This is a genomic window from Curtobacterium guangdongense, assembly GCF_049341845.1.
Classification (GTDB): domain Bacteria; phylum Actinomycetota; class Actinomycetes; order Actinomycetales; family Microbacteriaceae; genus Curtobacterium; species Curtobacterium guangdongense.
The window spans coordinates 191,587-211,790 of record NZ_JBMPIT010000004.1 but is presented as its reverse complement, the minus strand read 5'-3'; the positions used below and the strand labels follow the sequence as shown (position 1 = coordinate 211,790).

Here is a 20,204-nt window from a genome sequence, read left to right as displayed (position 1 = left end):
GCGCGTGAACTGTCGCCGAGCACGAAAGGTCGCCGCGCGGCGCCGCGCCTACGCGGGCCAGACGTCGCGGAGCGCCGCCGTCGCCTGGTCCGCCGACAACCCGGCACCCCGCGCCGCAGCCGCGAGCGCACGGGCCGCTGTGACGACGTCCTCCGGCACGGCCGCCGGTCGGATCACCCGCGTGCCGGCGCCCCGTGCGGTGTGCACGAGCCCGGTCTCCTCGAGCAGCGTGTAGGCCTTCGCGACCGTCCCCGGCGCGAGCCCGAGTTCGTCCGCGAGCGCACGGACGCTCGGGAGCCGCTGCCCGTCGACGAGGTAGCCGGCCGTGATCTGGGCGGCGATCTGGGACCGCACCTGCTCGAACGGCGGGATCCGCCCTCCGGCGTCGATCGCCACGAGCCCGGTCGAAGACATCGCGCCCACCCTAGAAGTCGTACTGCTCGCCGACGGGGATCGCCACCGCGACGGTGTTGCCGGGAGGCGCGAGCGGGCACGCCCACGCCGGGTCGTACGCGCACGAGGGGTTGTACGCGAAGTTGAAGTCGAGCACGAGTTCGCCGTCGTCACCCCCGAGGTCGGCGCCCTTGATCGTGTCGAGCAGGTAGCGTCCGCCGCCGTAGGTCCCGCGGGCCTTCCCGGCGCTGGCGTCCTTCACGGGGATGAACACCCCGCCCGCGTACCCGCCGTGCGACCACACGTCGAGCGTCCCGATGCCGGGCAGCGTTACGATGCCGAGGCGGTCGAAGTGCACGATGCCGTCCGTGCCGGTCTCGACGTCGAGCACCTGCGGCTCGGCCGGCTCGACACGGGCCCGGAAGCGCCACTCCGGGTCGTACGGCGGGACCGGGAGCTCCTCGAAGTCGCGGGCGTCCTCGTCGAGCAGCGGGCTGGCCGGGTGCTCCGCGAACATCGCGTCACGGGTCTCCCGCCACAGCGCGTGCGCCGTCTCGGGATCGCGGGTGGCGCGCACGCGGCGGTACAGGTCGAACGTCATGCGCCGCCAGTCCACGGTCGCCAGCGTGCTGTGCACGCGGTCGTCGGTCGTCGGCTCCTGGGGGCGCGTCTGGCTCACGTGGTCGAGGCTACGCCCGCTCCGCGGCGGACGGGAGGCTCGGCTCGATTCCGTGCGGACCGTTGCGTCAGGCGGGGGGCCAGGTCGGGGCCTGCTGCCGCATCCGCAGCGCACGCCACTGCCAGATCACCCACATGCCCGGCCACAGTGCGAGACCGAGTGCCCAGGGGCGCATCCGGTAGTCGAGTCGGTCGACGAACAGGGTCGTCCCGTCCGGGAGCTCCGTCACCGCCATCCGGTGCCGCATGTCCATGCGGGCGAACAGGCCGCTCGTCCCGCCGCCGTTGTCGCGCTGCACGGGGACGCCGTCCACCTCGTACCGGTCGATGTCCACGTGGCTCGTCCCGCTCGGCAGCAGCCCGAAGGCGCTCGCCGCGATCGGGTGCGGCTGCCCGGGTGTCCACCGCGACGGGAACCCGTCGGGGTCGAGCGAGCGGTAGACCAGGAACGGCTTGGTGACACCGACCATCACCTCCGGCGCCATGAGGGCATCACGGACGACGTCGACAGGGGCGTCGAGGACCAGGCGGAGACCCACGTGCATGTCGGCGAGGCTACGCCGGACGCTCTGGGTGCCCGGAGTCCCCGGCGTCAGGCGTGCCGGGCGGAACGGCGACGCGAGCCTTCTGCCCGGTCGTGGCGCCGGAGCCGCTCGGCCAGGGAGAGTCGCACCGTCGGCCACTCCGACGACGTGATGGAGGACACCACGGTGTCGCGGAGGGTGCCGTCGCGGCCGATCTGGTGGTTCCGGAGCACACCGTCCTGCTTGGCGCCGAGGCCCGCGATCGCCGCGCGGGACTGCATGTTGTGCCAGTGCGTCCGGAACTCCACCGCGATGCACTGCCACACGTCGAACGCGTGGGACAGCATCAGGAGCTTCGACTCGGTGTTGATCCCGGTGCGCTGCGACGACTTCGCCAGGAACGTCGACCCGATCTCGACCCGACGGTTCGCCGTGTCGACGTTCATGAACGTGGTCGATCCGACGACGCGGCCGGTCGGCCGGTCCCGCACCGCGAACGGCACCATCCGGCCGGCAGCGTGTTCCGCGAGACGCCGGTCGATCTCGTCGTCGACCTGCGCCGGTGCCGGGATCGAGGAGTACCACGTACGCCACAGATCGCCGTCGGCGACCGCCGCCCGGAGGTCGTCCGCGTGCTCGTGCGCGATGGGTTCGAGCGTGACGCGGTCGCCGGTCAGGGTGGGTGCGGGGGCGATCTCCATGGGACTCGATCGTACCGTCGGGCATCCTCGTGAACTGCTCCGCGCGGGTGCCCTGTGGAAAGGGACAGGCGCTCCACAGCCGTTATCGTGACGGGGTGCGTGAACGAGGCCAGCAGCAGTACCAGGTCCGCTTCGGATGGGGCGTCTCGGGTGCCCACCGCGTCGCCGTGGGAGCGCACCTGATCGTCTGGGTGGACGTCCTCCCGGCCGGTCCGGGCACCGTCGGACCGGATCGTGCCGACCACCGGGCGGTGCGCCGACTCCTGCCGGCCGGACCGGAGGTGGTGGCCGGCCACCTCGGCAACGCGGCGGCGATCGCGGAACGGGTGACGAGCCTCCAGGCCGAGCGTGGTGACCGGTGCGTCGTCGCGGTGATCGCCGCCGGGCTGGACCACGCGCCCTCCGGCGGCGACGCCGCCGAAGCCGCAGGGGAGTCGGTCGACGTGCCCGATGCGCCGGACTTCGCCGTCGAGGACATGCTCGGCGCCGGCGCCGTGATCGACGCGCTGTCCGCCGTCGGGATCGACCACTCGTCACCTGAGGCCGCTGCCGCGTGCGCTGCGTACACGGGACTGCGGCGGGCCGTGAAGCACCTCGTCAGCGCCTCGGAAGCGGCTCGTGGCATCGGGCCGGACCGGGTGCACGCGGCGCTCGCCGCCGGACCGGAGCTCGTGACGATCCGCCCGGGGGAACACAAGCCGCGCGCGTAGCGTTCCGGACGGATGAGCAGACCGCTCACCAACGAAGGAGCGCACCATGAAGGCAGTCGCCGGCGACACCGTCATCGCAGAGGCATCCGAGGGCGACCTCATCAAGATCGAGGGCAACTGGTACTTCCCGCCGTCGAGCGTGAACACCGAGCTCTTCACCGAGAGCGACACCCAGTACCACTGCCCGTGGAAGGGCGACACGCAGTACTACACGGTGCACGCCGGGGACCAGACCCTCCCGGACGCCGCGTGGTCGTACCCGACGCCGATCCCCTCGTCGTTCGACCGCGTCGGCAAGGACTACAGCGGCTACGTGGCGTTCTGGAAGGGCGTCGAGGTCGTCGAGTAGCGCCGCGACCTCGCGGGCTGAGCGACAGTTCACGGCGGCTGGCACGCGTGGACTGTCGCTCAGCGCGAAAGCGAGCCCCGCGCACGGCTCAGCCGGCCAGCGTCAGCGCCACCAGCGCGACGTTGAGCGCCACGATCACCGCCGCGATCGCCCACGCCACCACCCGGGTCCCCACGGCGTTGACGTCGGCACCCATCACGCTCCGCCTGGACGTGTAGGTCACCAGCGGGATGATCGCGAACGCGATCCCGAAGCTCAGCACGACCTGGCTCACCACGAGCAGCATCGTCGCGTCGGCGTTCAGCGCGAGCAGCACGATCGCCGGCACCAGCGTCACGATCCGCCGCAGCAGCAGCGGCACCCGCACGTGCAGCAGTCCGTGCATGATCTCGGCGCCGGCCATGCAGCCCACCGACGTCGACGCGAGCCCCGACGCCAGCAGCCCCACCGCGAACAGCACGCCCACGACGGGCCCCACGTGCGTCGCGATCGCCGCCTGCGCCCCCGGGATCGAGTCCGTCCCCGGCACGCCCGGCAGCGTCGCGGCGGCCAGGACGAGCATGCAGACGTTCACCCCGCCGGCCACGACCAGCGCGAGCGCCACGTCCCACCGCGTCATCACGAGCACCCGTCGCCGCTCTGGCCCAGCCGGAGTGTCCCCGTGCCGGTCCCTGGCCAGCGCCGAGTGCAGGTACACCGCGTGCGGCATCACCGTCGCACCGAGCATGGAGGCCGCGAGCATCACCGACTCGGAGCCCTCGAACCGCGGCACCAGCCCGGACACGAGCTCGCCGGGGGAGAGCTGCGCGAACAGGAGCCCAGCGCAGAACCCGATCGTCAGGATCGCGAGCATCGCCGTGACGACGACCTCGAACGTGCGGGCGCCGCGACGGTTCTGCAGCACGAGGATCGCCATCGACACCACGCCCGTGATCACCCCGCCCGCGACGAGCGGTAGCCCGAACAGCAGGTGCAGGGCGAGCGCGCCGCCGATCACCTCGGCGACGTCTGTCGCTGCCGCCACGACCTCGGCTTGCGCCCAGAACAGCAGCCGCGGGGTGCGCTTCATCCGCATGCCGAGGAGCTCCGGCAGCGACTTCCCCGTGACCACCCCGAGCTTCGCCGAGAGGTACTGCACCACCACGGCGCTCGCGTTCGCCGCAACGAGGACCCAGAGCAGCAGGTAGCCGTACTTCGCCCCTGCCGTGAGGTTCGCGGCGACGTTGCCGGGGTCCACGTACGCGATGGCGGCGACGAAGGCGGGACCGAGGAGCGTCAGGCTGGCAGCGCGCTTCCGTGGGGCCTCGCCGGTGGGGGCGAGGCGCGGGGTGGCGGTGTCGGTCATGGGGACCAGCATGCCAGAGAATTCGGCGTGCCGAATTCAGGGATTCGGTGCATTGCGCAGGTGGCTGGGTGGGCGTCGGACTGGAGGCTCGGTGCGGGTCATCGCGGCCGGTAGCGTGGGCCTGATGGCTGGGCAATGGAACATCAAGCGTTGGTGGGGCCAGTTCGAGCGGTCACGCGTGGACGGCGAGCGACATCTGTCGAACTCGCGGTGGCCGGAGGGCGGACGACCCGTCACGGACCTCTCGACGGACCGACAGTACTGGGTGCGCGGGAAGGACTACGTCAGCCTCTGCCACGTGGACCGTGATCTCGTGCTCGAGGAGGCTCGGACTCGGATCCCGAACGGCTACAAGACCCTGATGCTGTACGAGAAGGTCGCGGTGGCTCACCCGAACGGCACCGTGACCGAATGGGACGAGGCACCTGACGGCGACGCACCGTTCCTCGGACAAGCGGCCGGCTACGACCTCGAGCCGCCAGCGCCGCACGTGCCGGGAGAGGCGGGCTACCCGGACAACTGGAAAGCGGATGCGTCCGGTCGAGCCGACGCGATAGCGGCCGCTGTCCGGGTAGCGGCAGCGGTGGGAGAGGACATCCCGGTCGGACGTGTCCGAGACGCGGTGTTCTGGCACTGACGCCCTCGGTCGATCCCCGGTGCGGGTCAGGACCTGATCTCGAAGCTCCGGACGGTCGCGATCGGACGGTCGTCGACGGACGAGGTGTCCCGATCGAAGCCATCGGCGGCCACCGCATCGAGTGAATCCTGCGCGTACACGCGAAGCCGATCGGAGCCGTTCCACGCCGAGTACGGCTCCGCGAGCTCGAGCTCTGCGCCTTCGAAGCGAACCGTACCCGGTGCCGTTCGTTCCGCCGTGAAGTCATCGGCCGCGGTCGGCGCTCGGAACGCGAACACGAACGCGTCGTCGGGGTGTTCCGGCAGTGGCGACAGGGTCTGGACGAAACGGGGTAGCCGGTGGTCAGCGGCGACGGTGGCGTTCGTCGAGTCGATCGGACGCCACAGTCCGTTGACCCGCGCGTAGGACCCGCGGGTGCACTGCAGCGGTCCTTCCTGTTCGACGGTCATCGTGTACGGTGCGACCGATCCGACGTCGCCGCGCGGCAGCCAGAGCGCGGAGCGGCCGCGGTACAGGTCCGTGAACGGTGCGTCGGTGATGCGTTTCCCGCGTGCTGCAAGCGGACTCGTCTCCGGGACGGTCACCCAGAGCTGCTCGCCGTTCGACGCGAGGACGTCGACGGGCTCGTCCTGGAAGTACCCCAGCGCTCGCCTCCACTCCACCGAGCCGACGTGCTCGCCGCCGTCGGCACGTGTCCAGGCGACCTCGTCGAGGTCTTCCGACGGGTGCGGATCGAAGTCGGCGAGGCGCTCGCCGGTCACCGCGAAGGGTCCGTACTCACCTGACTCGTCCGCCCATGACGATGTGGAAACCACCGCGCGCAGCCCGGAGACTGCCGAGAGGTCGGGGACGCGGATCGCGAACCACCCGTCTCGGTCGTCGAGCGGCAGGATGCTGTTCGCATCGAGCCACGCGTCGTCTGCCCAACCGCGGAGCGTGATCGTGTCCTCGTCGAACGCGACCGAGACCGGGATCCCTCTCCACCACGCGGTGACGTCGCGCTGGATGAGCTCCGGTGGCGCCGTCGAGCCGGAGAACGATCGGATCTCGGATTCGAGGAGACGATCCGGCGACGCCGAGTAGACGCGCCGGATCGTCGGCGCGCCGTCGACAGTATGGCGCAGCACCGAAACCCGCTGCCTTCCGTCCCGGCTCGCTCCGCGACTCAGACCTGCGCGAGGCGTTGGTCGAGCTCGGCGTCGATCATCTCGCCGAGAACCGAGTCCACGACATCGAACACCCGGAACACGTCCTCGTTCCCCTTCAGCGCGAACGTCGCCTTGGGATCGATGCGGGTCGTGTCGAGCGATGCGGCCTGCGGACGCACGAGTGGCAGGGACTCGAAGACGTCCAACAGGAACTGGTTCTCCCGCTCGTCGAAGAACTCCGTGTACGCACGGTCCCAGGTGTCCTGCGCCAGGGACGTGATGGCGGATTCGCGCTCGGTTGCTCGGTCGGAGGAAAGCCGGCTCAACACCGATGTGCGCGCGACGGAGAGGGCGCCGTCGAGGTGCTCCTGGACGCCTTCCCAGATGTCCGGCCAGCCCCACGCTGACTTGAGCGCGGCGAGTGACTCGGGAAACGTCCCTTTCGCGGCGGTGAGGGCGGCACGGAGTCGCTCGGCCGCGGCTTTCGTGGCTTCGTCGTCTGCGGCGGTCGGGACGAGGTCGACCGCCCATTCGGGGACGGCATCCGCTGACCGTGGGTGCGCCCGGAACTCGGAGCGCCAGTCTTCGTCGTCCGGGACACGCATCCACGCTTCGTCGCCCGGCGCGAAGGGATCGGCGGGGTTCTGGTAGATCCGACGGTCCCAGTTGACGTCCGCGCTCAACGTCCCGTCCTGGAGCGTGAGCGTCACGGAGATCCACGCCCCGTTCCCGTCGGATGCCTCGACGTCGCGGAGCTGCTCGAGCAGGTCGACCACCTCATCGGAAGTCTCGCGTTGCTCGTCTCGACCGTCTCCGTACCTGGTGTACGTCGCAGTCAGGACCATCTCGCTCACCCGACCGTAGAACACAGAGACGGCAGTGGAGCCGTCTCCCCCTTCGGCACGCAACGCAGAGGCGATCGATCGCTGCAATTCGCTCACCTGTGTCAGCTGATCGGTTCCGAAGTTCATTCGGCCGCCTCCACCGGGTTGTTGAACCGCTGCCAAGGCCGCCATCCGTCACCCAGGAACCGGAGTCGGACCAAGTACTGCGACGGACGCTTGGACTCGTCGACATACCTTACGCGACCGTGGGCGTCGATCGTGGTCGCGCCCCCTTGTGCGTCGATGTGCAGGACGTGATCTCGCATCTCGGTCTCCATCCGGGCATACGTGACCCCGTTCACCCGCTCGTGCATCGCGGAGAGGTTGATGGCTTCGGGAGGAGCCCCGAACATCGCCGCGATGTGGTGCCCGCCTTCGTCGAACGGCAGACGGTCTTCGAAGCCTGCCCGGCGCTGCTGGGATGCGCTCCGGTTGTTCGGTGTCTGCTGCACGACCTCGTCGATGTGCGCTTCCCAGTGCTGCGTCCGTCCGAGCCCGTCGGTGTGGAAGAGCCAGCGGCCACCGTCGACGACGTAGACGGTGTTCGGCTCGATGTACGCGGCGCGGAGGGCACGAGCCGACTGCCCTGTGATCACCTTCGACTCCACGCGCACGACCTGTTCACCGGATGCGTTCCGCTCGATGCCGTGCTGATCGGGGACCGACGTCGCGTCGATGCTCGGGTTGTGGCCGGATGGGTGTCCTCGGAACGGGTCGCGGGCGTCGGGAGACTCCGCCGCGCGCGTCTGGCGAAGTGCTTCGCGCGCCTGCGCGGCTCGCTCACGTGCCGCATCTCCGCCGTGAGGACGGTCGCCTCCTCGCTCTGGTGTCGTCGCGGTCGGGCGGCGTGCTCCGGGCCGCCGCGGAAGCTCGGAACTGCTGGAGGGGGAGGGCGAATGCGGAGTGTGTGCGGGTGCAGCGGCGTGCGCAGCGATGCCGGCGGTGGCGGCTGTCGCCGCGCCCTCGACGTGACCGGTCGGGGCGTCATGGGATGCGGAGGCATCGACTGCCTCGTGCGGGGCGGCGACCTCGTGGCTTGTGGTGCCCTCATGGGGAGCGGTCCCCGACAGGTCGTGCACGATGTGTGACTCTGCTGATGCGATGTCAGCGTGCGAGGGCGCACTCGAATCCGCGACGCCCGAGCGGATGGTCTCGGCGTCCAGGTGCTCGCGGGTCCCCGCGCTCGCCGGATCTCCATCCGGGTGAGCAGCCTGACCCGCGTGCTCCACCACCGCCGGGGACTCGGCCGACGCGTGCGTCTGCGACGGATCGACGTGTGTCGTCGCGGCGTGTGCGTCGGACATCGGGACATCTGCGTTCGCAGTGTTCTGGCCCGCTGCGCCGGAGTGCTCGCCCGCGGTGGCCGTCGTGTGCCCGGTCGTACCGTCGTGGGCACCGTTCGACTCGTGCCCGGACAGCGCTTCGCGGCTCGCGGACTCGTGTGCGGGCTGCGCGTCGTGACCGCCCGGTTCACCGTGGGACGACGCTGCCTCGTGCGGAGCGGTCGGGCCATCGGCGTGCGCCGACGAGCCGTCGTGTGCGGGCGCGTCCACGTGCGCCGGCGCCTCCACGTGGTCGACCGCCACGTGGCTCCCAGTGCCGTCCGCGGTCGACCCGGCGTGCGCGGCCTCGTTCACCACGGGCGTCTGCGACCCGTCGATGTGCGGTCGCTCACCCGCGCCGTGCGCCGACGTGCTCGCCTGCGCGGACTCGTTCACGACCGGTGTCTGCGATCCGTCGATGTGCGGGCGATCGCCGCCACCGGCATGACCGGGCGCGCCCGCGGTGTTCCCACCGGCGACGGGCGCACTCTGCTGGATGCTGGGAGCGTGCGACCCGGTGTCGGCCGCCGGAGCATCGGGCGCGCTCGACGAAGTCGTGTCCACGTTCGTCGATGCGTCGACGGGCGTCACGTCGACGTCCACCGTCGTGCCGTCGCCCGAGGAGTGTCCGCCACCGGTGACGTGGTGCCACCCGGTGGAGACGGCATGGCTCCCGGCGCCGATCGTGGCACCGCCGACGGTGCCGAGCACCGTGCCACCGGCGAGCGACTGCAGGACGTTGAAGTGGTGGTTCTCCGGGTCCATGACCGCAGCGAGGCCGTCCTGCGTGACGCCGCCGGCAGCTCCGCCGACCGCGCCGGTCGCGGCGCTCTTCGCGCCCTCGACGGCGGTGGCCTTCCAGAACGTCGGCGCGACGGTGCCGGCCGCTTCACTCGCAGCACCCCGGCCGACGCGACTCAGCGCGGCGCCACCGAAGCCGCCGAACGCGCCGCCGACGACGGATCCGGCTGCGGTCGCGATGATGTCGTTCATCGAGGTGCCCTTGCCGTGCAGGGCGTTGACGATGATCGGCGCGGCAGTACCGGTGATGGTGCCCTTGACGGTCTCGTACGTGAACCGGGTCACGAAGGACCCGTGCTCGAGCTTGCGGAGCATGTTCGCGGCCTTGAGGAACTGTTCCGCGTGGATCTTGTTGAGCAGCGCGAGCTTCCGGATGACCCCGGCGATGCGGTTCGCCCAGGTGACGACGAGTCGGGCGCCGTTCGCGGCGCCGGCGAGCGCACCGAGTCCGAACGTCACGAAGGACAGCGCGATGCTGATGCCGACGTCGAGCGCGAGCTCGGCGAGGAGCTGCTCGATCATCGAGCGGATCTCCTCGGCGGCCTGGTCGTAGTTCGCCTTGATCTGCTTCAGCGACGCGGCTGCACCCGTCGCGGCGTCGGCTGCGGTGCCGATGTGCCCGGACATCGTCTGCTTCGCGGCGAGGATCGTCGCCTTCTGCGGGATGTCAGCGGCGTTGACCTGCGCGAGCCCGCCGCTGAGGCGGTTCGATGCGGTTCGCAGGGACGATTCGTACGAGTTCCACGACTCCGCGGCGGAGGAGAGCTTGTCGGGGTCGCCCTGGGGGAGCTGCACGCCGATGGCCCGGAGCGCGTCCTGCAGGACGTCCTCGACCTTGCCCCAACCGCCCGGCCAGCCGGCTCCGAGCGAGGACGGGAGATCGGTGGCGACCGCGAAGTCGCTCGACGGGATCGCGATCCCGGACCCGCCCTGCTGCCCGGCACTGGCGATCTCGGCGTCCTTGTACGCCGAGCCGGTGCCGGCGAGGAGCGTCTCGAACGCGGCGAGCATCCCGACGAGGTTCTTCGCAGACGTCGCGGCGCTCTTCGCCTGGCTGTCGTAGACGTGCGCGAACTCCTCCGCGCTCTCGTCATCACCGGCCATCCCGGCGGTTCCGTGGAGCGCCGAGTGGAGCGTGCTCCACGCGGTCGAGATGTCGTGTGCGACGCCGGAGACGTCGTCGCCGTCGGCTGCGAGGCCGAAGGCGTTGAGCCGGACCATCGTCATCCGCTGATCTCCCCCTGGAACTTGGACCACGACTGGTCGAGTGCGTCGATGGTGGCCTGGTACGTGGCCTCGATCGCACGGGCGCGTTCGTGCAGGTCGCCCGCGGACGACGTCAGTGCCCCGGCGCCGGCGTTCCACTGCTCGAAGCTGGCGATGAACGCGCTCATCGCCGGTCCTTGCCACTCGTTCGGCAGGATGTACGCGAACGTGGTCGCGCCCTGCTGGAGCAGTGCGCAGTAGTCGTGGAGCCGTTGCATGCTGTCGACGAGGTGGCGGAGGCTCTCCATGTCCGCCTGCTGGTCGCTCACGTGCGGTCCTCCTCGAGGTCGGTCCAGACCGCTTCAGCGCGCTGTTCGTCGGCCGTGACCCGGTCAGACAGACCGGCTTTGTCGCGCGCCGTCTGCGGGGTGAGCTGGCTCCGGGTGTCGGCGAAGGCGCCGCCGAGCGAGGTCTCGTTGCCGTGGTACGCCGTCTCCGCGCTCATGAGGCGGACGGCGAGGCTCTCCAGGACACCCCGGAGCACCGCCGAGCTCGCCTGGAACTCGCCCCAGGTGCTCTGGAAGGCGGTCGCGTCCTCGCCCTTCCAGGCGGTGTCGACCACGTTCCGCACCGCTGCGTCCGTCTCGGAGATGTGTCCGTCGAACGTCGCGACCACGGAGCGGAGCATCTGGGCGACTTCGCCGAGGCTCTCCGGTCGGACCCGGTACTGCACCATTTCGTTCCCCCTGCTGGAGCGGCGAGCCGTTCCCGGGGGAACGGCTCGCCGTCAGTGGTCGTCGATCAGCGGAAGGTGCCCGAGATCGAGTTCTCCGACTCCTCGTACGACAGCGCCGCGCGGGAGAGCAGCTGGCTGATGCCGGCGAGGGATTCCTTCAGCTGGACTGCCGACTGGTCCCACTGCTGGTAGAGGTCCTGGAACGAGCCGGACGCCGCGCCCGACCAGTCGCCGCCGACGAGGCCGTCGACGAGCGACTTGAGGTTCTGCAGCTGCGACTCGATCGACTGCGAGCCGGACTGGAGCTGGTTCGAGACGCCTGAGAGCGACTCCGAAGTGACGCGGATGTCCGCCATGGTTCCTCCAAGAAACACACGTGTGTCCTGGGGCGATCGAACGACCTACCCCCCGATTGGTCCTGTCCCTCTTCCGAGGGGCAGACGGCAGCAGCCTAACGGATGCTTTGCTCTGCAACGGAGCGTACGCCGTGCGGTGAGGATCCGTCGACCATCAATGCGGATGCATCGACGACTACCGGGTGGCGAACGGGTTCCCGGTGACGCCTTCCGGCTTCGGCGGGACGACCCCGTCGACGGTGACGCCGCTCAGCATGCTCGCGTACTCGGTGAAGTCGGACGCACCGAGCGACTCCACGGCATGGATGCCACGTGCCTGCGCTTGGACGACGACCGCTGCCATGATCTTCCTCGAGTCGTCCACGGACAGAACCGAGTCGAGGTCGAGGATGTACTGCGCGAACGCCGGCCCGTTGACGTTCGTGAAGGTCTCGAATCCCTTCGCCCAGCGCTGGTCGGTGACCTGTGCGCGGAGGGCGGGGGCGTCCTCGAGCAGGAACCACAGGTGCCTGCTGGCCTTGCCGTTGCCCGTTGCCCACTGTTCAGCGGTCCCCATCATGTTCCGCTGTCCGCGCTTTTCAGCCATCCGTGCGGACTCGTCGACTGCGAAGACGGCCCGCACGCTCGTCCAGTCGATGAGCGGCACGAGCGGCGTGTGCAGACCGAGGTTCGAGACACCGAGGAGCAGGCCAGGGGAGCCTCCGGCAGGCCGCAGGAGCGAGAGCCGCCGCCGGAGGAGCACGAGGGCGAGAATCCCCCCGACGATGAAGAGCAAGGCGCCCAGGACGACCGGACCGGGCCGGCCCCAGAACAGCGCGAGCGCGAGCACCACGACGACGAGCACGATGAGCAGCACCGCATCCCGTAGGTTCTTGCGTTCGATCTTGCGGAACCGTTCGGCGTCGTAGTGCACGTCGAAACGGCCCTCCTGCGCGAAGAATCCCTGCCAGCTCTGCCGGGTGGCGTCGTCCACTGTCGTCCTCTCGTTACCAGCCGGGTTGTCCGGTGCATGCGGCGGCCAGCGCGTTCAACCCGCGCTCCGGGTCCGAGAACGCTGCCCAGACACGCTCGCGGTCGCGGTGCTCGGCGCCGTCGATGATCTCCTCGAGCACGACCGGAGCGGTCGCGGCCCATCGCTCGTACGCGGGGTCGTCGATGCCGTCCGTCCCGCGCGCGACGATCCGCTGGATCTCCCGCGTCCGCTCGATGACCTCCACGAACCGGACCGGGTTGACCTGGCTGCCCATCACGGCCTGCATGAGGCCGATCACCGGCCCACCCAGCATCGTGCAGCGTTCGGCGAGAGCGTCAGCCACGTCGTCGTCCCCTCGGTTCCCCGGATCGAGTGCGCGGTCCCGTCGCGCGCCGATCAGCCTAGCGCCCGCGGTCGCCGAAGGGGTTCCCGTCCCGCCGCTGCGGCACGGGCGGCCGCTCGGTGTCGTCGAACACCCCGGACAACCGTCCCATGTACTCGACGTAGTCTGCAGAGCCGTCGGACCAGGACGTCTGGATGCCCCGCGCCTCGGCCTGGACCGTCACCGCAGCGATCAGGCGGCCGACGTCGTCGGGTGCGAGCACGGTGTCGAGGTCGAGCCAGATCGTGCCGAAGGCCGGTTCGGGCCCACCGGGCCAGGTCTCGACGATGCGTCGCCACCGACGGTCGAGGCGATCACGGAGCGCTCGTCCGTCCTCGACGACGAGGACGAGGTGCTTCGCGGCCCGCCCGTTGTGCCCGGCCCACCGGGCGGCGATGCCGGGGATGCCCCGCCGCCGTCGCGACCACGCCACCGCGTGGGACTCGTCGATCGAGAACACGCCTCGGATCGAGGACCACTCCAGGTGGGCGACCGGCAGGGTGATGCCGTCGTTGCCGACCGCGTAGGTCGCAGCGGGCGCGCCGGCCTGTTGCCGCAGGAGCGCCGGCGCCTTGCGGAGGGTGAGGACGACGAACACGGCTCCGGCGACGACCAGCGCCGACCCGAGGATGATCGACGACGTGCGCCCGACCCACAGGGCCAGCACCACCAGCACGGCTCCCACCGCGGCGGAGACCGCGACCGAGATGGTCGTGTTCCGACGGATCCGCGCGTACGCGTCGGGGTCCGAGGTCACCGTCTGGCGCCCGTCCGCGGCGAAGAACTCGACCCACTGGCGCTCGACCTCCGGGGGCATCACCGGACCCGCGCCCCCACCGACCCGAACCACAGCTCGTCCCCCGGCACGAGCTCCACGGGCAACCCCTCCGGACACCGGTCCTCCCGGTCCCCTCGCCGGAGCACGGTCCCGTTGCCCGATCCACGATCAACCACGCGCAACCCCGACGGCCCGAACACCACCGCCGCGTGCACCCGCGACATCGACCGGTCCGGGTCGTCCAGCGCGAACGCAGCAGCGCCTTCGGCAGCCGCGATGTCCTCCGGACGCCGACCGACCAGCACGGTGCCCTCCCGCACCACCAGCGTCTGTCCGGTGGTGAAGACGAGCTGCGGCAGACCGGGTGCGGCGACCGGCGGGGCGGCGGCGATCCGGGCCTCCAGTCCGTCGGTGGGACCCGGCGACGGACGGGACGGAGCAGCGGGCGGCGGCGGGACGGACGCCGACGGCTGCGGCGGCACCTCGGACGTGTCGCTCACCGGGGCGGGCGTCGAGCGCCGTCCACCGGTGGCGAGCTGGCCGCACGACAGGCAGAACATGCTGTTCGGCCGGAGCTCGGCTCCGCAGTACGAGCAGCGTGCAGCCATCCGTCGTCATCCCCCGTCTCGCGCTTCCAGCGTCACAGCCTACGGGAGGCTCCGATCACCCGGCACGGACAGCCCACGCCCGTCAGGCGGCCGGGTCGGGCACCTGCACCTGCGTCCACTCGCCGCGGCGGTGGATCGCGCCGCCTCCGGCGGGCTGGCGTCCGACCATCCACTTCGGCACTTTCTGCCCGAACAGCTGGGTCCCCTGCAGGGCGCTGGAGGGCGAGAGGATCATGCCCTCCTGGGTGCGTCGGACCTCCCCGTACGGGCCGCTGAAGGTCTTCGCAGCGGCGTCCGGGTTGGTCGCGACGACGAACACGAAGCGTGCGCGGTCGCCCATCAGTGAGTTCTCGAGCGGGGTGTTCGACACCAGCTCGGCGTCGTCGATGAGCACGGTGATGAGTTCGGCCGGGTCCTCGTACCGGCCGATCGCCGGCCCGAGGTCCATGAACCCCATCGGGTCGGTGAGGAGCGGCACGTCCGCCTCCTGCGCCCAGGTCTGGAACACGGAGGGCTTCGTCGCGACCGCGATGACGGGCTTGCCCGCCCAGACGAGCTGGTGCGCGAGCGAGGTGAGCGCGGTGGACCGGCCGGTGCCGCGCTCGCCGACGACCTGGAACCCGCCGGCTACCGGCCAGTCCAGCGTGATGCGGGCGAGCTCGTCGCCGCCGACGCCGGCGGTGGGGCCGTCGACGGGGTGGCCGGTGGCGACGGGGAGGTCCTGCGCCTCGGCGAGGGAGATGCGGGACGGCAGGGCGTCGACGCGGAACGGGTCCTGCCCGGCGGTGTCCGTCCACCGCTCGACGGCGGCGGAGACCGTGCCGCGGAGCGCGGCCGCCTGGGCCTCGGCGGAGGCGTCCTGGCCGAGGACGGCGAGCTGGGCCTCACGGACGGTCGCGCCGAAGAACACGCGCCCGGCGGGGACGGTCTCGGGGAGTTCTCGGACCATCACCCCGGCGCCGCGGTAGTCGTTCACGTCGCGCATCGGGAGCACGTACTGGTCGCTGATGAACCCGGCGATCCGGTCGGCGGCGACGGTCTTGTCACCGGTGACGACGACGCGGATGCCGGCTGCGGGTCCTTCGCGCAGGACCCGGGTCATCTGCTCGCGGATCGGCAGCAGGTCCTCCGGCTGCATCGAGCTCGTGGCGCGGTCCCACCCGTCGACGGCGACGACGACGTACGGCAGTGCGTCCTCGGGGTGCGCCCGGCGCTGCTCGACGATGGTGCCGACGGCCGCGCGGGAGAGCACGCCCTGGCGGCGGGCGAGCTCCTCGATCAGCCGGTCCATCAGGCGCGGGAGCCGTGCGGGTTCGAGCGGGGTGACGACGGCGCCGGTGTGCGGGGCCTGCGCGAGGGGCAGCATCCCGCCGTTGCCGTGGTCGATCACGTACAGGTGCAGGTCGTCCGGGCTCATCCGCTCGACGGCCTGCGCGAGGACGGTCCGGAGCGCGGTGGTCCGGCCGGACAGCGCCCCGCCGAGGAACATCAGGTGTGTCCCCGCCTCGAGTTCCCACGTCAGCGGGCGCTGGGTCTGCTGGCCGGGGACATCCTCGATGCCGAGCGTGATCGTCGTGGGCGCACCCGCTCCGCCCGCGACCTGCGACAGCGGCAGGAGCGACGGCAACGGCACCAGCCAGGGCGAGGAGTTCTTCGGGATGCCGAGCGACTCGGTCGCCCTGGTGACGACGTCGACGAGCGCGCGGAGGTCCGTGTCGTCGTAGTCGACGGGCGCTGCCGCGTGCCTGCGGACCGGGAAACGCGGGGCGTACCCGACGCCCTCCCAGTCCACGGGGGCGATCTTCGGCAGCTGCCGCTGGACCCGCTGCACGCCCTGGCGGATGCCAGCGACGCGGGCGGTCTGGAACCCGCTGGGCATGGCGCCGAGACCGGCCCGCACGAAGCCGCGACCGGGGGTGGCCTGGCTGATGAGCGCCGCTTCGGGGGAGCCGAGCACGTCGGTGGAGTCGGCGCGGTCGGTCACGCGGAGCGCCACGCGGAGGTTGATGTTCGACTGCATCTCGGGCGTGATCACCCCGGACGGACGCTGCGTCGCGAGGACGAGGTGCACGCCGAGGGACCGGCCGACGCGGGCGATGCGCACGAGTCCGTCGATGAAGTCCGGGTGCTCGGTCTTCAGCTCGGCGAACTCGTCGATGACGATCATCAGCCGCGCCAGGCCGTTGCGGGCGGCGGCGTCCGGGTCCTTCGACCACGCGGCGTCGACGTCCTTCACGCCGAGCTCCGGCAGGCGCAGCACCGTCTCGCGGCGCTTCAGCTCGGCGTCGAGCGAGGTCAGGGCGCGCTCGGTCTCACGGGCGTCGAGGTTCGTCACCATGCCGACGGTGTGCGGCAGGCGGGAGCAGTCCGCGAACGCCGAGGCGCCCTTGTAGTCGACGAGCACGAAGTTGAGTGCGTCCGGGCGGTTCGCCATCGCGAGCGACACGACGAGTGCCTGCAGGAACTCCGACTTGCCGGAGCCCGTCGTGCCGGCGACGAGGGCGTGCGGGCCGTCCGCGGCGATGTCGATCGCGAACTCGCCGTCCGCGCCCGCCCCGACGACGACGTGCGTCCGCCGCGGCGAGCGCTGCCACCTGGCGACGATCGGCGCCGGGTCGTCGAGGTCGACGCCGAGCAGGTCCACGTAGCGGACGCTCGTCGGCAGCATGCCCTCGTCGCCGACGCCGGAGACGTGGCGGATCGAGCACAGGCTGCGGGCGATGCGCTCGGCGGTGGGGACGGACAGCCCGTCGAGGAGCACGGACGCGTGGTACTCCGCGTCCGACTCCAGCCGCGCGAGCGAGCGGTCGTCGGGGTCGACGGCCACGACGGTGCGGGACTCCTCGGGCAGGCGGGCGCGGTCGCTGTCGATCGCGACGACGTGCACGCCGACGAGTGCCCCCTGCTCGAGCACCTGCACCATGCCCGGCAGTGTCCGGTACTCGCGGGCGCCGTCGACGACGAGCACCACGTCGGTGTCGAAGTCCCGTGCGCTGACGGTGGAACCGGCACGCGAGCGGGTCTGCACGAGCGCGGCGAGCTCGCGGATGCGCTCCCGTCGGGCGTCGTCGGTGTTGCCGATGAGCGCGAAGGCGCCGTCCTCGGCCTGCTGGGTGTGGGGGAGCCACTGGGCCCACTCCCACCTGCTGGCGTCCTCGTCCCCGCAGACCACGACGATGCGGGTGTCACGGGGCGAACGGAGGGTGGCGACCGCGGCGAGCATCGACCGGACGAGTGCGCGGGTCACGTCGCCGGGCCCCGCGATACCGACGACCCCTGCCGCCAGGTCGACGTCCACCGGAGCCGGTGCGACGCCGACGTGGTGCGGGGAGGCGTTCTTCGCCTTGCCGCCCTGGAAGTTCGCCTGCAGCGGGACCTCGGCGACGCCGACCCGCACGTGCAGGGCGTCCGCATCGCGCTTCCGTCGCTCCCACAGCCGCGCGAGGGGCCGGGTGGCGATGTCGCGGATCACCACGGGGTCGACGCTCCGGTACCAGGAGTCGAGGCGCTGTTCGCGGACGAGCTGCGCGATGCGGACCCGGGTGTCGGCGATGTCCTGCCGCCACTCCTCGAACGTCTTCACGCCCTTCTTCTTCGCCCGCGAGCGCTGGGTCAGGAACGTGCCGACGACCATCACGGGCGAGGCCGCCGCCATCATGAGCATGATCGGCCGCGCGAACACGAACGCCATCGTCACGCCGAGGACCACCGGGATCACGGCGGACAGCCAGGGCATCGGGGTCTTGTCGACGTCGTCGGGCTGGTCGCCGGGCAGCACGACGGTCGGCGGGGTCGCCGGCGGCATGATCCGGGAGCTCCGGTTGAAGCCGCGCATGCCGACCTCGTCGGGTGCCAGGTCGGCGTCGACGTAGGGCTCGATGCCGATGCGGAACACCGAGCTGCCGATCTGCACGACGTCGGCGGGGACGATGTCCGCGGTCCCCGTGACGGCCCGGCCGTTCACGACGACGCCGTCGGCTTCGTCCATCACGCTGAGCACGGCGCGCAGCGGACCGGGCATCGCGGGCGTGGGGGTGCTCTCCGGTGAACCGTGGTCGAGCGCGATGGTCGCGTGGTGCGGCCGCAGGAACGGGTCGGCGACACAGAGCTCCATGGCGCCGGAGCTGCCGATGCGCAGCGGTCCGTCGAGGGGCAGCGGCACGGTCTCGCCGGAGAACGGTCCGCCGACGACCTCGAGCCGCGGTCGCCCCGGGGGCAGTTCGCTCGGTGCCCGGGCGGGGAGCGTCGACCCGTTCAGGATCCCGGCGTCGGCCAGCGACGTCTCCGGAGCGGCACCAGGCGCGATCGAGGCCGGGTCGACCCCGAGTCCGGCCGCCACCTCGGCGACGCTCGTGACGTCGGTCGCGTCGACCACGAAGGTCGCGTCCTGCAGGCTGAGCCGGAGCGTCATCGGTTTCCGTTCGTGATGCGGTCGAGTGGTGCCGTGAGCGGGGTGAGGAGTCCGGTGGACCCGCCGCCTGCGGCGGTGTCGTCCTCGGACGGCAGGGTGCGGACGACGCTGTGCGCGGTCGCTGCCCCGGTATCGGCCTGGAGGCCCGTGGCCGGGTACCGCACGCCGCGGTCGTCGTCCGTCGCCACCGTCCCGGACGCGGTGGCGTCCGTCCGTGTGCCCTCGCGTGGGAGCACGGTCACGGTACCGGTCGCCTGGTCGCCGGAGGCGGTGCGGACGTGGAAGGAGAACTGGTCGGCGGCGCGCATCGTCCCGTCTGGGCGGTACGTGGCGGTGCCGTCGTCGGCGCAGGTGACGGTGCCCGCGACCGGCGTCCCGCACCCGTCGATCGTCACGGTGCCCTTCGTCGAGTCGGCCAGGTCGTGCAGGTCGATCGTCACGGAGCCGTCGGCCCCGAGTCGGCCCACGACGTCGTCCGCGGCGATGCCGGACTTCCCCTGGGCCACGAACACGGCCTTCACCTTCGCGGTGCCGGAGTGCCCCTGGTCGTCGGTCGCACGGAGCCGCACGGTCGCGGTGCCCGTCCGGTCCTCGGGGCCGCGGACCAGCAGGCCGGTGCTCGTCACCGTGGCGACGAACCCGGCGGGCTTCGTGGAGACGACGGTCATCCGGGGCCCTGCCGCGCAGCCGTCGCAGCGGACGCCGAGGTCCGACCACGGGATCGACGCGGTCGTCCCCGCGGCGAAGGGGTAGTCGTAGGTCTGGCCGTCGAGGGTCGGGGCGGTCGGCGGTGCCAGCGACACGAGGTACGTGACGTCGAGGTCGAACGACGCGGACCGCAGCGGCACGGTCATGAGCACCGTGCCGAAGTCCGTCCGGTAGCCCTTCGACGTGAGCGACAGGGAGTCGCCGGAGCACGCCATCGCGACGCCCGTCGGCACGTTCACCCGTCCGCAGTCGGCGACCGTCCACCCGTCGCCGAGCGCCACGTCCGCCTTGCCGGTGTACGGGACGGCGACCCGCACCGGGTCGGACGCCGATGCCGCCCCGGCATCCGCTGTGGCGACCGTCGCTGTGCCGACCCGCGCTGTGCCGACCGTCTGCGTGCCGTTCGCCGCCCGCGCGGCCGGAGCCGGGCCTCCCGTCAGTGCGACGACGCCGACCGCAGCGAGCGCGACGGACGCGAGCACGGCACCCAGCCGCCCTCGTCCCGCCGTCGTCGCACGCCCCCGGAGCACGACCTCATGATAGGCGGCGCGTAC

General features: G+C 71.5%; 20 protein-coding genes. 3 read left to right on the top strand and 17 right to left on the bottom strand.

Annotated features, from left to right (window positions below; genetic code table 11):
* Positions 1 to 48 precede the first annotated feature (48 nt).
* From ACO0E1_RS07565 to ACO0E1_RS07550, 4 genes are all read right to left on the bottom strand, one after another.
* Positions 49 to 414: a GntR family transcriptional regulator gene (locus ACO0E1_RS07565; RefSeq protein ID WP_422873612.1), complete on the bottom strand. Its 366-nt coding sequence runs from the start codon at positions 412 to 414 to the stop codon at positions 49 to 51.
* Between the two features lie 10 nt (positions 415 to 424).
* On the bottom strand, positions 425 to 994 hold the full coding sequence (locus ACO0E1_RS07560; RefSeq protein WP_422873785.1) for a DUF1684 domain-containing protein: 570 nt from the start codon (positions 992 to 994) through the stop codon (positions 425 to 427).
* 145 nt (positions 995 to 1,139) lie between these two features.
* Positions 1,140 to 1,616, bottom strand: a complete 477-nt coding sequence (locus tag ACO0E1_RS07555) for a hypothetical protein (RefSeq protein ID WP_422873611.1) — start codon at positions 1,614 to 1,616, stop codon at positions 1,140 to 1,142.
* Positions 1,617 to 1,663: 47 nt separating this feature from the next.
* A complete protein-coding gene (locus tag ACO0E1_RS07550; protein ID WP_422873610.1) occupies positions 1,664 to 2,296 on the bottom strand; it encodes a GNAT family N-acetyltransferase in 633 nt (210 codons plus the stop codon).
* Between the two features lie 95 nt (positions 2,297 to 2,391).
* On the opposite strand from ACO0E1_RS07550, the gene ACO0E1_RS07545 reads away from it, so the two are divergent.
* Together ACO0E1_RS07545 and ACO0E1_RS07540 are read left to right on the top strand one after the other, a co-directional pair.
* On the top strand, positions 2,392 to 3,006 hold the full coding sequence (locus ACO0E1_RS07545) for a hypothetical protein (RefSeq protein ID WP_422873609.1): 615 nt from the start codon (positions 2,392 to 2,394) through the stop codon (positions 3,004 to 3,006).
* Between the two features lie 46 nt (positions 3,007 to 3,052).
* Complete coding sequence (locus ACO0E1_RS07540) at positions 3,053 to 3,355, top strand: DUF427 domain-containing protein (protein ID WP_422873608.1); 303 nt, start codon at positions 3,053 to 3,055, stop codon at positions 3,353 to 3,355.
* Between the two features lie 88 nt (positions 3,356 to 3,443).
* Here the strand turns inward: ACO0E1_RS07540 and ACO0E1_RS07535 are convergent, their stop codons facing one another.
* Complete coding sequence (locus ACO0E1_RS07535; protein ID WP_422873607.1) at positions 3,444 to 4,700, bottom strand: Nramp family divalent metal transporter; 1,257 nt, start codon at positions 4,698 to 4,700, stop codon at positions 3,444 to 3,446.
* 124 nt (positions 4,701 to 4,824) lie between these two features.
* Between ACO0E1_RS07535 and ACO0E1_RS07530 the strand changes: the two genes are divergently transcribed.
* On the top strand, positions 4,825 to 5,337 hold the full coding sequence (locus ACO0E1_RS07530; RefSeq protein WP_422873606.1) for a hypothetical protein: 513 nt from the start codon (positions 4,825 to 4,827) through the stop codon (positions 5,335 to 5,337).
* Between the two features lie 26 nt (positions 5,338 to 5,363).
* Here ACO0E1_RS07530 and ACO0E1_RS07525 read toward each other — a convergent pair whose 3' ends face one another.
* From ACO0E1_RS07525 to ACO0E1_RS07470, 12 genes are all read right to left on the bottom strand, one after another.
* Positions 5,364 to 6,464 (bottom strand): hypothetical protein, encoded by a 1,101-nt coding sequence (locus ACO0E1_RS07525; protein ID WP_422873605.1) that lies wholly within the window; start codon positions 6,462 to 6,464, stop codon positions 5,364 to 5,366.
* Positions 6,465 to 6,502: 38 nt separating this feature from the next.
* Positions 6,503 to 7,261 (bottom strand): hypothetical protein, encoded by a 759-nt coding sequence (locus ACO0E1_RS07520; RefSeq protein WP_422873604.1) that lies wholly within the window; start codon positions 7,259 to 7,261, stop codon positions 6,503 to 6,505.
* 191 nt (positions 7,262 to 7,452) lie between these two features.
* Positions 7,453 to 10,719 (bottom strand): DNA/RNA non-specific endonuclease, encoded by a 3,267-nt coding sequence (locus tag ACO0E1_RS07515; RefSeq protein WP_422873603.1) that lies wholly within the window; start codon positions 10,717 to 10,719, stop codon positions 7,453 to 7,455.
* A complete protein-coding gene (locus ACO0E1_RS07510) occupies positions 10,716 to 11,027 on the bottom strand; it encodes a WXG100 family type VII secretion target (protein ID WP_422873602.1) in 312 nt (103 codons plus the stop codon). Before ACO0E1_RS07510 ends, ACO0E1_RS07515 begins: the two co-directional genes overlap by 4 nt.
* Positions 11,024 to 11,434: a WXG100 family type VII secretion target gene (locus ACO0E1_RS07505; RefSeq protein WP_281266058.1), complete on the bottom strand. Its 411-nt coding sequence runs from the start codon at positions 11,432 to 11,434 to the stop codon at positions 11,024 to 11,026. Before ACO0E1_RS07505 ends, ACO0E1_RS07510 begins: the two co-directional genes overlap by 4 nt.
* Before the next feature lie 65 nt (positions 11,435 to 11,499).
* Complete coding sequence (locus ACO0E1_RS07500; protein WP_071299535.1) at positions 11,500 to 11,790, bottom strand: WXG100 family type VII secretion target; 291 nt, start codon at positions 11,788 to 11,790, stop codon at positions 11,500 to 11,502.
* 175 nt (positions 11,791 to 11,965) lie between these two features.
* On the bottom strand, positions 11,966 to 12,763 hold the full coding sequence (locus tag ACO0E1_RS07495) for a hypothetical protein (RefSeq protein ID WP_422873601.1): 798 nt from the start codon (positions 12,761 to 12,763) through the stop codon (positions 11,966 to 11,968).
* A gap of 13 nt (positions 12,764 to 12,776) precedes the next feature.
* Complete coding sequence (locus ACO0E1_RS07490) at positions 12,777 to 13,106, bottom strand: hypothetical protein (RefSeq protein ID WP_422873600.1); 330 nt, start codon at positions 13,104 to 13,106, stop codon at positions 12,777 to 12,779.
* A gap of 58 nt (positions 13,107 to 13,164) precedes the next feature.
* Complete coding sequence (locus ACO0E1_RS07485) at positions 13,165 to 13,962, bottom strand: hypothetical protein (protein ID WP_422873599.1); 798 nt, start codon at positions 13,960 to 13,962, stop codon at positions 13,165 to 13,167.
* Positions 13,962 to 14,531 carry an FHA domain-containing protein gene (locus ACO0E1_RS07480; RefSeq protein WP_422873598.1) on the bottom strand — a complete coding sequence of 190 codons (570 nt, stop codon included), beginning with the start codon at positions 14,529 to 14,531 and terminating at the stop codon, positions 13,962 to 13,964. The genes ACO0E1_RS07485 and ACO0E1_RS07480 overlap by 1 nt, the downstream gene beginning before the upstream one ends.
* An 82-nt stretch (positions 14,532 to 14,613) precedes the next feature.
* Positions 14,614 to 18,942 (bottom strand): FtsK/SpoIIIE domain-containing protein, encoded by a 4,329-nt coding sequence (locus ACO0E1_RS07475; protein ID WP_422873597.1) that lies wholly within the window; start codon positions 18,940 to 18,942, stop codon positions 14,614 to 14,616.
* Positions 18,939 to 20,180: an Ig-like domain-containing protein gene (locus tag ACO0E1_RS07470; protein ID WP_422873596.1), complete on the bottom strand. Its 1,242-nt coding sequence runs from the start codon at positions 20,178 to 20,180 to the stop codon at positions 18,939 to 18,941. The genes ACO0E1_RS07475 and ACO0E1_RS07470 overlap by 4 nt, the downstream gene beginning before the upstream one ends.
* Positions 20,181 to 20,204: the final 24 nt, after the last annotated feature.

What these genes read in the sequence shown, in the direction of transcription:
- ACO0E1_RS07550 (WP_422873610.1), bottom strand. Translation starts at nt 2,296, where the DNA reads ATGGAGATCGCCCCCGCACCCACCCTGACCGGCGACCGCGTCACGCTC.
- ACO0E1_RS07480 (WP_422873598.1), bottom strand. Translation starts at nt 14,531, where the DNA reads ATGGCTGCACGCTGCTCGTACTGCGGAGCCGAGCTCCGGCCGAACAGC.
- ACO0E1_RS07500 (WP_071299535.1), bottom strand. Translation starts at nt 11,790, where the DNA reads ATGGCGGACATCCGCGTCACTTCGGAGTCGCTCTCAGGCGTCTCGAAC.
- ACO0E1_RS07560 (WP_422873785.1), bottom strand. Translation starts at nt 994, where the DNA reads ATGACGTTCGACCTGTACCGCCGCGTGCGCGCCACCCGCGATCCCGAG.
- ACO0E1_RS07475 (WP_422873597.1), bottom strand. Translation starts at nt 18,942, where the DNA reads ATGACGCTCCGGCTCAGCCTGCAGGACGCGACCTTCGTGGTCGACGCG.
- ACO0E1_RS07485 (WP_422873599.1), bottom strand. Translation starts at nt 13,962, where the DNA reads ATGCCCCCGGAGGTCGAGCGCCAGTGGGTCGAGTTCTTCGCCGCGGAC.
- ACO0E1_RS07540 (WP_422873608.1), top strand. Translation starts at nt 3,053, where the DNA reads ATGAAGGCAGTCGCCGGCGACACCGTCATCGCAGAGGCATCCGAGGGC.
- ACO0E1_RS07515 (WP_422873603.1), bottom strand. Translation starts at nt 10,719, where the DNA reads ATGACGATGGTCCGGCTCAACGCCTTCGGCCTCGCAGCCGACGGCGAC.
- ACO0E1_RS07535 (WP_422873607.1), bottom strand. Translation starts at nt 4,700, where the DNA reads ATGACCGACACCGCCACCCCGCGCCTCGCCCCCACCGGCGAGGCCCCA.
- ACO0E1_RS07530 (WP_422873606.1), top strand. Translation starts at nt 4,825, where the DNA reads ATGGCTGGGCAATGGAACATCAAGCGTTGGTGGGGCCAGTTCGAGCGG.
- ACO0E1_RS07555 (WP_422873611.1), bottom strand. Translation starts at nt 1,616, where the DNA reads ATGCACGTGGGTCTCCGCCTGGTCCTCGACGCCCCTGTCGACGTCGTC.
- ACO0E1_RS07505 (WP_281266058.1), bottom strand. Translation starts at nt 11,434, where the DNA reads ATGGTGCAGTACCGGGTCCGACCGGAGAGCCTCGGCGAAGTCGCCCAG.
- ACO0E1_RS07565 (WP_422873612.1), bottom strand. Translation starts at nt 414, where the DNA reads ATGTCTTCGACCGGGCTCGTGGCGATCGACGCCGGAGGGCGGATCCCG.